The sequence below is a fragment of the Polaribacter sp. Z022 genome (assembly GCF_023555495.1).
In the GTDB taxonomy this organism is placed as follows: domain Bacteria; phylum Bacteroidota; class Bacteroidia; order Flavobacteriales; family Flavobacteriaceae; genus Polaribacter.
The window spans coordinates 628910-641494 of record NZ_JALCZO010000002.1 but is presented as its reverse complement, the minus strand read 5'-3'; the positions used below and the strand labels follow the sequence as shown (position 1 = coordinate 641494).

Here is a 12585-nt window from a genome sequence, read left to right as displayed (position 1 = left end):
TATGAATAATAAACTAACAGAAGCAATAAAACACCTTATAATAATAAATGTAATTTTATTTGTTGCACCACAACTTTTAAAATTAGATTTTTCTAATGTGCTTGCTTTACATTATCCTAAAAATGAACATTTTGGTTTTTGGCAATATGTAACACATATGTTTATGCATGGTAGTTTTGGTCATATATTATTTAATATGTATGGTTTGTGGGCTTTTGGTACACCTTTAGAACAAATGTGGGGAAAAAATAAATTTATATTTTTCTATTTTTCTGCTGGTATTGGTGCTGGTTTAATTTATACTTTGGCAAACTATTATCAATTTAATGGAATTTATGAGCAACTGTTAGACTTTGGTTTATCAAATGCAGAAATTCAAAATATTTTAAATGTAGGAAGTTATAACGATTCTAGAATTACAATATCTAATGAAGAAATGATTAAGTTTTATAGCTTGTATCATACACCTGCTGTTGGTGCATCTGGAGCAGTTTATGGAATTTTAGTAGCTTTTGGTATGTATTTTAAAGATGCAAAGTTAGCTTTGATATTCTTTCCAGTTCCAATAGCTGCTAAATATTTTATTCCTGTAATTCTTTTAGGTGATATTTTCTTTGGTATGACTAAATATTCTATTGGAAATGTAGCACATTTTGCACATATTGGTGGTGCTTTAATAGGTTTTATCATTGCTTGGTATTGGAAAAAAAATCAATTTAAAGTACATTAATGAGTTTTATAAACGACATAAAATTACGTTATAAAAAAGGGAATATTGTAGAAAAATTAATCTACATAAATCTTGCTGTATTTATACTAACGCTATTTATAAATGTTTTTCAAGGTTTATATAAAGGAGAATTAAATTTTGTTTTTGAATGGTTTTCTTTAGATGATAGTTTTTCATCTGTTTTAACAAAACCTTGGTCCATTATTTCTTATGGTTTTTTACATGCTGATTTTATTCACATTTTAATGAATTTAATAGTTTTATACTTTATAGGAAACTTGTTTATAGAGTACTTCACTCAAAAACAACTATTAAGTTTTTATTTATTGGGAACCTTATTTGGTGGGATTTTGTTTTTATTAAGTCAAAATTATTTTCCACTATTTGATAATGAATCTTCTGTTTTAGTAGGTGCTTCTGCAGGTATTTCTGCTATTTTTATAGGTATAGCAACATACATGCCTAATTATCAATTAAAATTTAGGTTTATTGGTTTTGTAAAATTATGGCACTTAGCTGCCATTTGGGTTGGTTTAGACATTTTAGCTTTATCTGGAGGAAATGCTGGTGGAAATTTTGCACATTTAGGTGGTGCATTGTTTGGTTTTTTATATGTAAAACAAGCTTCTAATAAAGAAATTAAAATTTTTGATGGTATATCATCTTTGTTTACTTCAAAAAAGACGCCATTTAAAAAAGTGTATAAAACACCGAAGAAAAAACCAGTAAAATCAAATCAAAATACATCATTAAATCAACAACAAATTGATAGTATTTTAGATAAGATAAGTAAATCTGGTTATGATACCTTAACCAAAGCAGAAAAAGAATTTCTGTTTAAACAAGGAAGAAAATAGCAAATGAAGAAACTATCCCCCATAGATAAACTCTTATATATAATAAACTCTTTAATAGCAACTCTATTGTTATTATCTTATTTATTGCCTTATGTTTCTCCTACAACAATACCTGTATTTGCAATTTTAAGTTTATTTGTTCCTATTCTGTTATTAATAAATATTGCTTTTGTTATTTATTGGTTAATTAAGCTAAAAAAACAACTTTTACTTTCCTCATTTATATTATTAATAGGTTGGTTTACAATTACACCATTTTATAAAATTTCTAAAAAAAATACTTCATTAAATTCTGATTTGAAGATAATGAGTTATAATGTTAGAATGTTTAATCATTGGAAATGGTTAGATGAAGAAAATATAGAAAACAAAATTTCTTCTTTTATTAAAGAAAACGATCCAGATATTTTAACTGTTCAAGAAAACATGTCTAACACAAAATATATGTTGGATTTCCCTTATAAATACATTCAAAAAAAATATGCTAGAGGACGTTTTGGAATGGCTATCTACTCTAAATTACCTATTGTTAAAACGGGGTCTTTAAAACTAGAAAACACATCAAATAATATCATTTTTGCAGATATTGTTAGAAACCAAGATACAATTAGAGTTTATAATTTGCATTTACAATCGTTAAATATATCTCCAGATAAAGAAAATTTTGGTCAAGAAAACTCAGAGAAATTAATTCAAAGATTAAAAGCTGGTTTTAAACAACAAGCAGAACAAACAGAAATATTTTTAGCTCATGAAAAAAGTTGGGAAGGGAAAAAAATTGTTTGTGGCGATTTTAATAACACAGCATATTCTTGGGTTTACAATCAAATTTCTAAAAACAAAAAAGATGCTTTTATAGAAGCTGGAAAAGGATTTGGAAAAACTTTTAAATACCCTTTTCCTATGAGAATAGATTTTATTTTTACAGACGATAAAGCAGTTATTAATCAATTTAATTCTTATTCTGTAAAATACTCAGACCACTACCCTATTCTAGCTAGAGTTAATTGGACAAAATAAAATTAATAACTTCTTTTTTTTATCAAACTATAAGATCTAGCTTCAATACTTTTTTTGAATAAAAATATAATACTATAAAATAGGGCTTTAAATTTTGCTATTCGTAAAGTAAAATGACTAAACTTTAATAGTTTTTTAAATTCTCTTTTTAAATCATTCTCGTAATTTTTTAATTCATTTAAACTGTAATTATTGTTTTTTATACATTTTTCAATGTTTTTTGCAGCAATAATACCAGACATCATACCTGTACCAATTCCTTCTTTATAAAATGCATTTGCTAAACCAGCTGCATCACCAACTAATAAAAAGTTATCTCCAATAATATTATGATTTCCAAAATGAAAAGGGATAGTCCAACCTCTCCAAGGCTTAACTTTAGAAGCATTTAAAAAAATATCCTTTACATTTTTATTTGAATTAATTATTTCTTCTATTTCTTTAATTAAATTAATATCATATTTTTTAATATGATCAGAACGTCCTCCTAAACTTACATTTACTTGTCCATCAGAAAGAGGAAAAATATAAAAAAACAAAAGCATTTTTTTGTAAATTAATCTAATTTCTGCTCTATTATCTGATGGCAAATTATTTACATCTTTAAAATAAGTACTAACAAAAGTTGATGTTAAGTTTTTAAAAACTTTATTTTTTGCTAACTTTCTAGATACTATAGAATTAGCTCCATCTGCACCTACAACTAATTTTGTAAATATTTCTTTACCATCTTTTAATTTTATTAGAATACCATTTTTATCTTTTTTTAAAGTCTTTACCCCATTTCCAAAATATGTTTTTGCGTATTCTTTAGATAAATTTTTAACCAAGAAATCATCAAAATCTATACGTTTTGCATAAGAAATAACCATATTTCTATCTTTACTTTCTCTAAAATTTAAATTTAAAGTATTGCTAACATTAAGTTTAATGCGCTTACTATGAATAAACTTAGGATGATTTAAAAAATCATTAAACAGGTCTTCTCCTAAGGTTTTTAAAGATTTATATGCATAAAGTATTAAACCATCTCCACATGTTTTATCTCTTGGAAAAGTAGCTTTATCAATAATACAATGTGGTATATTTAGTTTAGATAACATAATAGAAGTAGCTGCACCAGAAGGACCAGATCCAATAATGCAAACATCTGTTTTTTCTATTTCATTCATAAATACAATTCATATTTTGTTTCTGGTAATTTTATATCATCACTTATAAACTTCTTAACAACCTTAAAATTATTCTTTTCTAATATTTTAGCAGAAGCTTTATTTACGTCTACAACATTACCAATTATCTTTTTCAAACCTATTTTTTTACAATAAGTAATTAACCCCTTACATAGTTCAGAACCATAACCTAAACCCCAAAATACTTCAAGAAAACGATACCCAATTTCATCCTCTAAATTATCTTTTACCAAGGCAACTGTACCTACAAAAGTATCATCTTCCTTTCTTATAATTGCAAAAATCCAAAAATCATTATTGGGTTTTTCATACTTCAAAATTAATTCTTTTAACTCTTTTTCATTTTCAAATAAAGACTTAGGATTTCCTGTAGCATATTGTAATACTTTAGGGTTACTTTCAAGCTCATGAAAGCCTTGTAAATCATCTAAAAGAAGTCTTCTAACTAATAAGTTTTCTGTTTCAAAAATCATGAATAATATCGTACTTTTGCATTTGCTTAACTGTCTAAGACAGTTATTTGTAAATATACAACTAGAACTTTAAAAGTTTATATAAATAATAATGAACGCAGAAAAAAAAGTTGCTTTTTACACCTTAGGATGTAAATTAAACTTCTCAGAAACTTCTACTATTGCTCGTAATTTTGTGAGCGAAGGTTTTGAACGTGTAGATTTTGAAGAAACTGCAGATGTGTATGTAATTAATACATGTTCTGTTACAGACAATGCAGATAAAAGATTTAAAACAATTGTAAAAAATGCTTTAAAGAAAAATGAGGAAGCTTTTTTAATTGCTGTAGGATGTTATGCTCAATTAAAACCAGAAGAATTAGCCAATGTAGATGGTGTTGATTTGGTTTTAGGTGCCACAGAAAAATTTAATGTAACAAGTTATATTAATGATTTAACCAAAAATAATATTGGAGAAGTACATTCTTGTGAAATTTCTGATGCTGATTTTTATGTTGGCTCTTATTCTATTGGAGATAGAACTCGTGCGTTTTTAAAAGTACAAGATGGTTGCGATTATAAATGTACTTACTGTACAATTCCTCTTGCTAGAGGTATTTCTAGAAGTGATACTTTAGAAAACGTAATCAATAACGCTAAAGAAATATCATCTAGAGGAATAAAAGAAATTGTTTTAACTGGTGTTAATATTGGCGATTATGGAAAAGGAGAATTTGGTAATAAAAAACACGAACATACTTTTTTAGAATTAGTAAAAGAGTTAGACAAAGTTGATGGAATTCATCGTTTAAGAATATCATCTATAGAACCAAATTTACTAAAAGATGAAACTATAGAATTTGTTTCTAAATCAAACTCATTTGTACCTCATTTTCATATTCCATTACAATCTGGTAGTGACAATTTATTAAAGAAAATGAAACGTAGGTATTTATCTAACACTTACACAAATAGAGTTACAAAAATTAAAGAAGTAATGCCTAATGCTTGTATAGGTGTTGATGTAATTGTTGGTTTTCCTGGTGAAACAGATGAATTATTTTTAGAAACCTACAATTATTTAAATGAAATGGACATTTCTTATTTGCATGTATTTACATACTCTGAAAGACCAAATACTGAAGCTGTGCATTTAGAAGGTGTTGTTCCTAAAAAAGTTAGAGCAAAACGTAGTAAAATGTTACGTGGTTTATCTGCTAAAAAAAGACGTTCTTTTTATGAAACTCAAATAGGAAATACGTTAACTGTTTTATTTGAAAGTGAAAATAAAGAAGGTTATATACATGGGTTTACAGAAAACTATGTAAAAGTAAAAACACCTTGGAATCCAGAATTAGTAAACACTTTACACACAGTTACATTAACTGAAATTGACGAAGATGGCTTAGTAAGATTCAATTTTTAAATAAACACTTAACATATAATTGCTATGAAATATTTCTTATTATCATTTTTTCTAATTACTCTGAGTTGTATAAAAGTGCAAAAAAAAGAGACTAAAAACAAAATTATTAAAACAGAAAAAGTAAATAAAGAAGAAGCTATAAGTAAAGAAATAAAAGAAAAAGTAATTGTAAAAACTCAAGAAGAATTAATTATTGTTCTTAAAAACCCAAAAAAAATTGCAGATGCAAAAGCATTAATTGAAAACAGTAGCTTAAAATGGCAAGAACTTGTTATAGATAATACATACTTAAAAGCTGCTTTAATTCAAGTACCTATAGATAAAAAAGACTTTTGGATAGAACGTTTAAAATCTTCTAATGAATTTACTTCTGTAGAAATTAATACATCAAAAACTATTGACAATATTAAAAACATTGCCGAAAATACTTTTGTAAAAGTGAGTAAAACACATTGTTCTGGAGATTGTGCTGTTTACGATGTAATTCTTTTTAAAAACGGAACTGTTATTTTTAACGGAATTGAAAATGTTTCAACCCTAGGAAAACAAGAATTTACAATCACAGAATCTCAAATGAATAAGATAAAAAACATGTTTGATAAAACGTCTTTTGGCACTTATTTTGATAGCTATTCTACCAAATCTGTAATGGATTATCCTAGTACTTTTATTACACATAATAAAAAGCAAATAGAAATTAAACTTTGGAAAAATGTTCCTTTAGAATTGGCATTGGCATATGAAGCATTCGAAGATATTTTGTTTGAAAAAAAATTGATTGAATAAGAATGAAAAAAACTCCAATATATTTTGTTCCTGGTTTAGCTGCAGGTCCAGAAATTTTTGAAAATTTAAACTTACCAGAAGACAAATACGAATTACATTATTTAGAATGGAAAACTCCCTTAGCATTAGAAGAAACAATTGCTAATTATGCTATGAGAATGAGTGATGATGTAAAAGATAAAAACCCTGTTTTAGTGGGGGTATCTTTTGGTGGAATTATGGTACAAGAAATGAGTAAATATATAGATGCTAAAAAAGTAATTATCATTTCTAGTGTAAAACATCATAATGAATTACCTAAGAGATTTCAAATGGTAAAATTTACAAAAGCTTATAAAGTTTTTCCTACAAAAGTTGTTTCTAATTTTGAAGATTATGCTCAATATTTCTTAGGAAAATCTTTAAAAAAGAGAGCAGATATTTATAAAAAATATTTATCGGTCAGAAATCAATTGTACTTAAATTGGTCTATTAGAAATGTTATTAAATGGGAACAAAATTTAGCAACAGAAAACATTGTTCATATTCATGGAGTTAAAGACAAAGTGTTTCCTATTAAAAATATAAAAAACTGTATTAAAATACAAGGTGCAAACCATGTAATGATTATTACAAAAGCAAAAAAAATATCGAAAATTATTGATGAAGTTTTAACTTTTTAGTTTCCAATAAATTTCATACTTTAAAAAAAAGAAAAACTGCACAATCATGAATAGATCTTTACGTATACTATCTTTACTAAGCGTACTAACAATTACGTTTTTATTTTACAACGCAATTAACAAATCTGTTTCAGACCCAAAAACAAGTACGCATAAAACTTATAAAATTAAGTCTTTAAAACTACCAGATAATTTAAATTTAGCAGGAGAAAGAGTTCCTTTAGAAATTTCTGATGTTAGAGAAAGAATGGATAGAGAGCTTTTAGTAAATACTTATTGGCAATCTAATGGTTTATTACTTATAAAAAGAGCTAATAAATACTTTCCTATTTTAGAACCTTTATTAAAAAAGTATGATTTACCAGATGATTTTAAATTTTTAGCATTGGCAGAAAGTGCTTTTATAGATGAAACCTCTTCTGTAGGTGCTGCTGGTATGTGGCATTTTATGAAAACCACAGGTAAAGAATTTGGCTTAGAAATAAATAAAAATGTAGACGAACGTTATAATATTGAAAAATCTACAAAAGTTGCTGCAGAATATTTAAAAAAATCTAGAGAACGCTTTGGTTCTTGGACACTTGCTGCTGCTGCTTATAATGCAGGAAATTACGGAATTGCTAAAAGATTAAAATCTCAAGAAGTAGATAATTATTATGATGCTTTATTACCAGATGAAACTGAAAGATATGTTTTTAGAATCATAGCCTTAAAAGAAGTAATTACAAATCCTAAGAAATATGGTTTTGTTTATGATCAAGAAGACTTATATACACTTGCTAAAACAAGAACTATAAGAGTAGATACTGCAATTTCTAATATTACAAATTTTGCTAAAAAATTCGGACTAAATTATAAAGAATTTAAAATGCATAATCCTTGGTTAAGAGAAAATAAATTGAATAATAAAAGTAGAAAGTTATACGAAATTAAAATTCCTATAAAATAATCGTTACTCAATAATATTTTTAACTCTACCTACTATTCCAGATTCTAGCTGAACTTTAATTCCATGAGGATGATTTGGAGATTTAGTTAATATTTTAGCTATTTTACCTTCTGTTAGTTCTCCTGATTTTTGATGTGGTTTTTGTACAACAGCTACAAATAAACCAATCTTAATATTTTTTCTTTGTCTTCCGTCAATCATAAAAATTAATTATAAATCTAAAATAAAAAAAGCCTATCAATTATTGATAGGCTTTTTGATAAAAAATTAACTAGTAATATATAATTATATAACTCTTACGTTTACTGCGTTTAATCCTTTTCTTCCATCTTGTAAGTCAAACTCAACTTCATCGTTTTCACGAATTTCGTCAACTAATCCTGACACATGTACAAAATGTTCTTTGTTTGTTCCTTCTTCAGTGATAAATCCAAATCCTTTAGATTCATTGAAAAATTTTACGGTACCTTTATTCATTATAAAAAATTATTGTGTTGTTAATTTAAGTACTAACAACGTTTTATTGAATTGCAAAGATAGTGCCAATAATTTTAGAATAGCATAAAATGTTGACTTTCTTTTAATTAACCTTGCTAAAACCTATGAATTAAGGACTTAACACTATTAAATTCTTCAATTATTTCATTAAAAACTTCTTTTACAGGTTTAATTTCATGAATTAAGCCTGCAATTTGACCAATTTCTAGCTCACCATTCACTAAATCTCCTTCAAACATTCCTTTTTTTGCTCTTGCTCTTCCTAATAATTTATTTAATTCTTCTTTAGATGGATTTGTTTTATATAATTCTTGTACTTCATTAAAAAATTGATTCTTAACTAATCTTACAGGTGCCAATTCTTTTAAAGTCAATTGTGTATCTCCATCTTTTACATCAACAATAACTTCTTTAAATTTTTGATGAGCAGAAGATTCTACTGTAGCAGCAAATTTACTTCCAATTTGCACACCATCTGCCCCCAAAACCATTGCTGCTAACATTCCTCTTCCAGAACCAATTCCTCCAGCTGCAATTACTGGTATTTTAACTTGTTCTGTAACCATAGGTATCAAAGTAAAAGTAGTAGTTTCTTCCCTTCCATTATGACCACCTGCTTCAAAACCTTCGCAAACAACTGCATCTACTCCAGCTGCTTCAGCTTTTAATGCAAATTTTACAGAACTAACAACATGTACAACAGTTATACCTTTTTCTTTTAAAAAAGAAGTCCAAGTTTTAGGGTTTCCTGCAGAAGTAAAAACAATCTTTACTCCTTCTTCTATTATAATATCCATTATTTTTTGAATATCAGGATATAACATTGGCACATTTACACCAAAAGGTTTGTCTGTAGCTTTTTTACATTTTTGTATATGTTCTCTTAATACTTCTGGGTACATAGAACCAGCACCAATTAAACCTAAACCACCAGCATTAGAAACAGCTGAAGCTAGTTTCCAACCAGAAACCCAAACCATTCCTCCTTGAATAATAGGAAAATCAATATTTAAAAGTTCTGTAATTTTATTTGTCATTATTCTTTAATCAATTTTAAAGTTTTTTGTTGATTATCTTTTGAAAATTTAAGAATATAAATTCCAATTTCTAAAAACGAAATATCCATAATTTTAGAGTTTAGACTTTCTTTTTCGAATACTTTTCGCCTAAAACATTAAAAATTTGAATATGAGTATTTTCTAATTCTGTGTTTTTTAAATTAATAACAAATGTGTTTTTTACAGGATTTGGAAAAATTTTGATATTTGAAAGTTCATTTTCGGATAAAGAACCTGTACTTCCAATATAGTTCTGAAGAGCTATTTCAAAATTTGGAATTCCATAACCATGTTGATTTGTAGGATTGTTATATCTATCTGCAGATTCGTAAACAGCTTGTTTTAAAAAAGTATTAAAATTAAACTCAGAAGAATTTTCTTTTCCAGAAGATTTTAATAAAAATCCTTCATTCTGATTTAAACACGCAATTAAACCTGCCATAATTGGACCAGAAAATGAAGTTCCACTAGAAGTAGTTTTTACCAATCCTGTATTATAATCTATTAAAGCTGGATTTTGACCTTGAGCTAAAATTTCTGGTTTTATTCTTCCATCAGCAGTAGGACCAAATGAACTAAATGAAGCAATTTCTTTAGTAGATTTTACAGCACCAACAGAAATTACAGATGGTGCATCAGCAGGAGCTCCAATATATTTCCATGAACTGCTACCACTATTACCTGCAGAGTTAACTAAAAGCAAACCTCTAGAAGCACCAATTTCTGCACCTCTAGAAATAAATGTAGTTTTTCCATCCATATCTGCATAAGTATGGCTATGATTTGCATTATCATAAGTAGTATATCCTAAAGATGTGTTTATTACATCTACACCTAAACTATCTGCTCTTTCTGCTGCTTCTACCCAAAGAGATTCTTCTAAAACAGTTTCTTTTTCTGAAATTTCTGTAATAAATAAATAAAATTTAGCATCTGGAGCTGTACCAACAAATTCGTTTTCTATATAACCAGCTATAGATGATAACACATGTGTTCCATGACTACTTCTTGTATAAAAATTGGTATTTCTATCTGCAAAATTATAGCCTCCTAAAATTTGGTTATTATCTCTAATTCTTTGAAAAGCAGATAATGTATTTACGTTTGGAAAACCTGCATCAATAATAGCTATGGTTTGATTGCTTCCTGTTAAACCTTGTTGATGCAAATATTCTCCTTTCAACATTTTAATTTGATTATCTGCATCACCATAATTAAAATCTGTTCGAATTTCAGAAAATTTATGATGATGATTGGGAGTAATTTTCTTTGATTTCGTTATTGATTTACTAGAATTATTTAAAGATTTATTAGCAAATTCTATGCTACTTATAAAACTATAAGTTGATAATAATTTATTAATATCACTAACTTCTCCCTGAATATGAATTGCATTTAACCATTTAGATTTTGCTAATACTGAAATAGTTGCGTCATTTTTTAATTGATTATAATAAGTTTCTTCAATAGGAACATCAATATTGTCTAGCGAAATATTTATTCTAGCTCTTCTATCTAATGCTTTTTGAGAAAGCATTGTTAAAGGGTTTTCTAAAAAAGTTGACGCACTTGGTTTATCTTTTAAAAAAACCCAAGCATCTTCTTGTGCATTTACTTTTAAAAAAGTTATTATAAATAAAAAAAGTAGTAATTTCTTCATATTTCGAAATTACTACTTTTTTACGATTTTATAAATTATAATTATGATATTACTCCAGAACCAAGTAACTCTTCATCTTTATACCAAGCAACAAACTGACCTTCTTGTATAGCAGATTGTTTATTTTCGAACTCAACATACAAACCAGATTCAACTCTATATAATATGGCATTTTCTAAAGGTTGTCTATATCTAATTCTTGCATCAACTTGCATGTTTTCTCCAACTTTTAAAGTTAAATCTTCACGAATCCAGTGTATTTCTTCATTAGAAACAAACAAAACATTTCTATACAAACCTGGGTGATTTTTACCTTCACCTGCGTAAATTACATTTTCTACAACATCAGTTTCTATAACATACAAAGCTTCTTTTGTTCCTCCAACATTTAAACCTTTACGTTGACCTTTTGTAAAATAATGTGCTCCTTGATGTTTGCCAACTACTTTTCCATCTTCTTTATTATAAGAGAATTTAGTTGAGAAATAATTTAATTCTGCTTCTTTATTTTCAAATTTTGGAGCAGATTTTGTGTATTGTTCAAAATCTGAAGGTATTGTTACAATAACACCATCTTTTGGTTGTAATTTTTGTTGTAAAAACTCAGGCAAACGAACTTTACCAATAAAACATAAACCTTGAGAATCTTTCTTTTCTGCAGTTATTAAATCTGCTTCTTTAGCAATTTCTCTAACTTCTGGTTTTGTTAATTCTCCAATTGGAAACAAAGCCTTAGTTAATTGCTCTTGAGATAATTGACATAAAAAATAAGATTGATCTTTATTATTGTCTTTTCCTCCTAATAATTTATAAACAGGTTTACCATCTATAATTTCTTCTCCTTTTCTACAATAGTGACCAGTTGCAACATAATCTGCACCTAATTGTAAAGCAATGTCCATAAAAACATCAAACTTTATTTCTCTATTACAAAGTACATCTGGATTTGGTGTTCTACCTTTAGAATATTCATCGAACATATAATCTACAATACGTTCTTTATATTGCTCGCTTAAATCTACTACTTGAAAAGGAATTCCTAATTTTTCTGCAACAATCATTGCATCATTAGAGTCTTCTAACCAAGGACATTCATTAGAAATTGTTACAGAATCATCGTGCCAATTTTTCATAAAAAGACCTATAACTTCATAACCTTGTTCTTTTAATAAATGTGCAGTAACACTACTATCTACTCCACCAGAAAGACCAACAACTACTCTTTTCATTTTATAATTTTAGAAGATGCAAAGTTACAACTTTGTAAACGATTTACTAATTGAAAGAATTGATA

At 27.1% G+C, this 12585-nt stretch carries 15 protein-coding genes; 7 read left to right on the top strand and 8 right to left on the bottom strand.

Annotated elements, in window-relative coordinates; genetic code table 11:
• Position 1: 1 nt before the first annotated feature.
• Genes MPF13_RS06660 through MPF13_RS06650 form a run of 3 tightly spaced genes read left to right on the top strand, consistent with a single transcriptional unit; the run spans position 2 to position 2607 of the window.
• The gene (locus tag MPF13_RS06660; RefSeq protein ID WP_249981569.1) at positions 2-730 is read left to right on the top strand and encodes a rhomboid family intramembrane serine protease; all 729 of its coding nucleotides are present in this window, start codon (positions 2-4) and stop codon (positions 728-730) included.
• Entirely contained in the window at positions 730-1587 is an 858-nt protein-coding gene (locus MPF13_RS06655; protein WP_249981568.1) for a rhomboid family intramembrane serine protease, read from the top strand. The genes MPF13_RS06660 and MPF13_RS06655 overlap by 1 nt, the downstream gene beginning before the upstream one ends.
• Before the next feature lie 3 nt (positions 1588-1590).
• The gene (locus MPF13_RS06650) at positions 1591-2607 is read left to right on the top strand and encodes an endonuclease/exonuclease/phosphatase family protein (RefSeq protein ID WP_249981567.1); all 1017 of its coding nucleotides are present in this window, start codon (positions 1591-1593) and stop codon (positions 2605-2607) included.
• A 2-nt stretch (positions 2608-2609) separates the two neighbouring features.
• Here MPF13_RS06650 and MPF13_RS06645 read toward each other — a convergent pair whose 3' ends face one another.
• Together MPF13_RS06645 and MPF13_RS06640 are read right to left on the bottom strand one after the other, a co-directional pair.
• Positions 2610-3779 carry an NAD(P)/FAD-dependent oxidoreductase gene (locus MPF13_RS06645; protein WP_249981566.1) on the bottom strand — a complete coding sequence of 390 codons (1170 nt, stop codon included), beginning with the start codon at positions 3777-3779 and terminating at the stop codon, positions 2610-2612.
• Positions 3776-4273 (bottom strand): GNAT family N-acetyltransferase, encoded by a 498-nt coding sequence (locus MPF13_RS06640; RefSeq protein ID WP_249981565.1) that lies wholly within the window; start codon positions 4271-4273, stop codon positions 3776-3778. Before MPF13_RS06640 ends, MPF13_RS06645 begins: the two co-directional genes overlap by 4 nt.
• Positions 4274-4364: 91 nt before the next feature.
• On the opposite strand from MPF13_RS06640, the gene mtaB reads away from it, so the two are divergent.
• From mtaB to MPF13_RS06620, 4 genes are all read left to right on the top strand, one after another.
• Positions 4365-5678 carry a tRNA (N(6)-L-threonylcarbamoyladenosine(37)-C(2))-methylthiotransferase MtaB gene (mtaB, locus tag MPF13_RS06635; protein WP_249981564.1) on the top strand — a complete coding sequence of 438 codons (1314 nt, stop codon included), beginning with the start codon at positions 4365-4367 and terminating at the stop codon, positions 5676-5678.
• Between the two features lie 75 nt (positions 5679-5753).
• Positions 5754-6464: a DUF6438 domain-containing protein gene (locus MPF13_RS06630; protein ID WP_249981563.1), complete on the top strand. Its 711-nt coding sequence runs from the start codon at positions 5754-5756 to the stop codon at positions 6462-6464.
• Positions 6465-6466: 2 nt separating this feature from the next.
• Entirely contained in the window at positions 6467-7126 is a 660-nt protein-coding gene (locus tag MPF13_RS06625; protein ID WP_249981562.1) for an alpha/beta hydrolase family protein, read from the top strand.
• A 46-nt stretch (positions 7127-7172) separates the two neighbouring features.
• Complete coding sequence (locus tag MPF13_RS06620) at positions 7173-8075, top strand: lytic transglycosylase domain-containing protein (protein WP_249981561.1); 903 nt, start codon at positions 7173-7175, stop codon at positions 8073-8075.
• A 3-nt stretch (positions 8076-8078) separates the two neighbouring features.
• Here MPF13_RS06620 and MPF13_RS06615 read toward each other — a convergent pair whose 3' ends face one another.
• From MPF13_RS06615 to mnmA, 6 genes are all read right to left on the bottom strand, one after another.
• On the bottom strand, positions 8079-8276 hold the full coding sequence (locus MPF13_RS06615) for a YwbE family protein (RefSeq protein ID WP_284041150.1): 198 nt from the start codon (positions 8274-8276) through the stop codon (positions 8079-8081).
• Between the two features lie 84 nt (positions 8277-8360).
• Positions 8361-8552 carry a cold-shock protein gene (locus tag MPF13_RS06610; protein WP_077809452.1) on the bottom strand — a complete coding sequence of 64 codons (192 nt, stop codon included), beginning with the start codon at positions 8550-8552 and terminating at the stop codon, positions 8361-8363.
• A gap of 116 nt (positions 8553-8668) precedes the next feature.
• Positions 8669-9610, bottom strand: coding sequence for an NAD(P)H-dependent flavin oxidoreductase (locus MPF13_RS06605; RefSeq protein ID WP_249981560.1), 942 nt, complete (start codon positions 9608-9610; stop codon positions 8669-8671).
• Entirely contained in the window at positions 9610-9699 is a 90-nt protein-coding gene (locus MPF13_RS06600) for a T9SS type A sorting domain-containing protein (RefSeq protein WP_249981559.1), read from the bottom strand. Before MPF13_RS06600 ends, MPF13_RS06605 begins: the two co-directional genes overlap by 1 nt.
• Before the next feature lie 11 nt (positions 9700-9710).
• Positions 9711-11291, bottom strand: a complete 1581-nt coding sequence (locus tag MPF13_RS06595; protein WP_249981558.1) for a S8 family serine peptidase — start codon at positions 11289-11291, stop codon at positions 9711-9713.
• A 41-nt stretch (positions 11292-11332) separates the two neighbouring features.
• On the bottom strand, positions 11333-12520 hold the full coding sequence (mnmA, locus tag MPF13_RS06590; protein WP_249981557.1) for a tRNA 2-thiouridine(34) synthase MnmA: 1188 nt from the start codon (positions 12518-12520) through the stop codon (positions 11333-11335).
• Between the last annotated feature and the right edge of the window lie 65 nt (positions 12521-12585).

Excerpts from the sequence above, each read along its gene's own strand:
- MPF13_RS06660 (WP_249981569.1), top strand. The coding sequence starts at position 2 with ATGAATAATAAACTAACAGAAGCAATAAAACACCTTATAATAATAAAT.
- MPF13_RS06655 (WP_249981568.1), top strand. The coding sequence starts at position 730 with ATGAGTTTTATAAACGACATAAAATTACGTTATAAAAAAGGGAATATT.
- MPF13_RS06650 (WP_249981567.1), top strand. The coding sequence starts at position 1,591 with ATGAAGAAACTATCCCCCATAGATAAACTCTTATATATAATAAACTCT.
- MPF13_RS06645 (WP_249981566.1), bottom strand. The coding sequence starts at position 3,779 with ATGAATGAAATAGAAAAAACAGATGTTTGCATTATTGGATCTGGTCCT.
- MPF13_RS06640 (WP_249981565.1), bottom strand. The coding sequence starts at position 4,273 with ATGATTTTTGAAACAGAAAACTTATTAGTTAGAAGACTTCTTTTAGAT.
- mtaB (WP_249981564.1), top strand. The coding sequence starts at position 4,365 with ATGAACGCAGAAAAAAAAGTTGCTTTTTACACCTTAGGATGTAAATTA.
- MPF13_RS06625 (WP_249981562.1), top strand. The coding sequence starts at position 6,467 with ATGAAAAAAACTCCAATATATTTTGTTCCTGGTTTAGCTGCAGGTCCA.
- MPF13_RS06620 (WP_249981561.1), top strand. The coding sequence starts at position 7,173 with ATGAATAGATCTTTACGTATACTATCTTTACTAAGCGTACTAACAATT.
- MPF13_RS06615 (WP_284041150.1), bottom strand. The coding sequence starts at position 8,276 with ATGATTGACGGAAGACAAAGAAAAAATATTAAGATTGGTTTATTTGTA.
- MPF13_RS06610 (WP_077809452.1), bottom strand. The coding sequence starts at position 8,552 with ATGAATAAAGGTACCGTAAAATTTTTCAATGAATCTAAAGGATTTGGA.
- MPF13_RS06605 (WP_249981560.1), bottom strand. The coding sequence starts at position 9,610 with ATGACAAATAAAATTACAGAACTTTTAAATATTGATTTTCCTATTATT.
- MPF13_RS06600 (WP_249981559.1), bottom strand. The coding sequence starts at position 9,699 with ATGGATATTTCGTTTTTAGAAATTGGAATTTATATTCTTAAATTTTCA.
- MPF13_RS06595 (WP_249981558.1), bottom strand. The coding sequence starts at position 11,291 with ATGAAGAAATTACTACTTTTTTTATTTATAATAACTTTTTTAAAAGTA.
- mnmA (WP_249981557.1), bottom strand. The coding sequence starts at position 12,520 with ATGAAAAGAGTAGTTGTTGGTCTTTCTGGTGGAGTAGATAGTAGTGTT.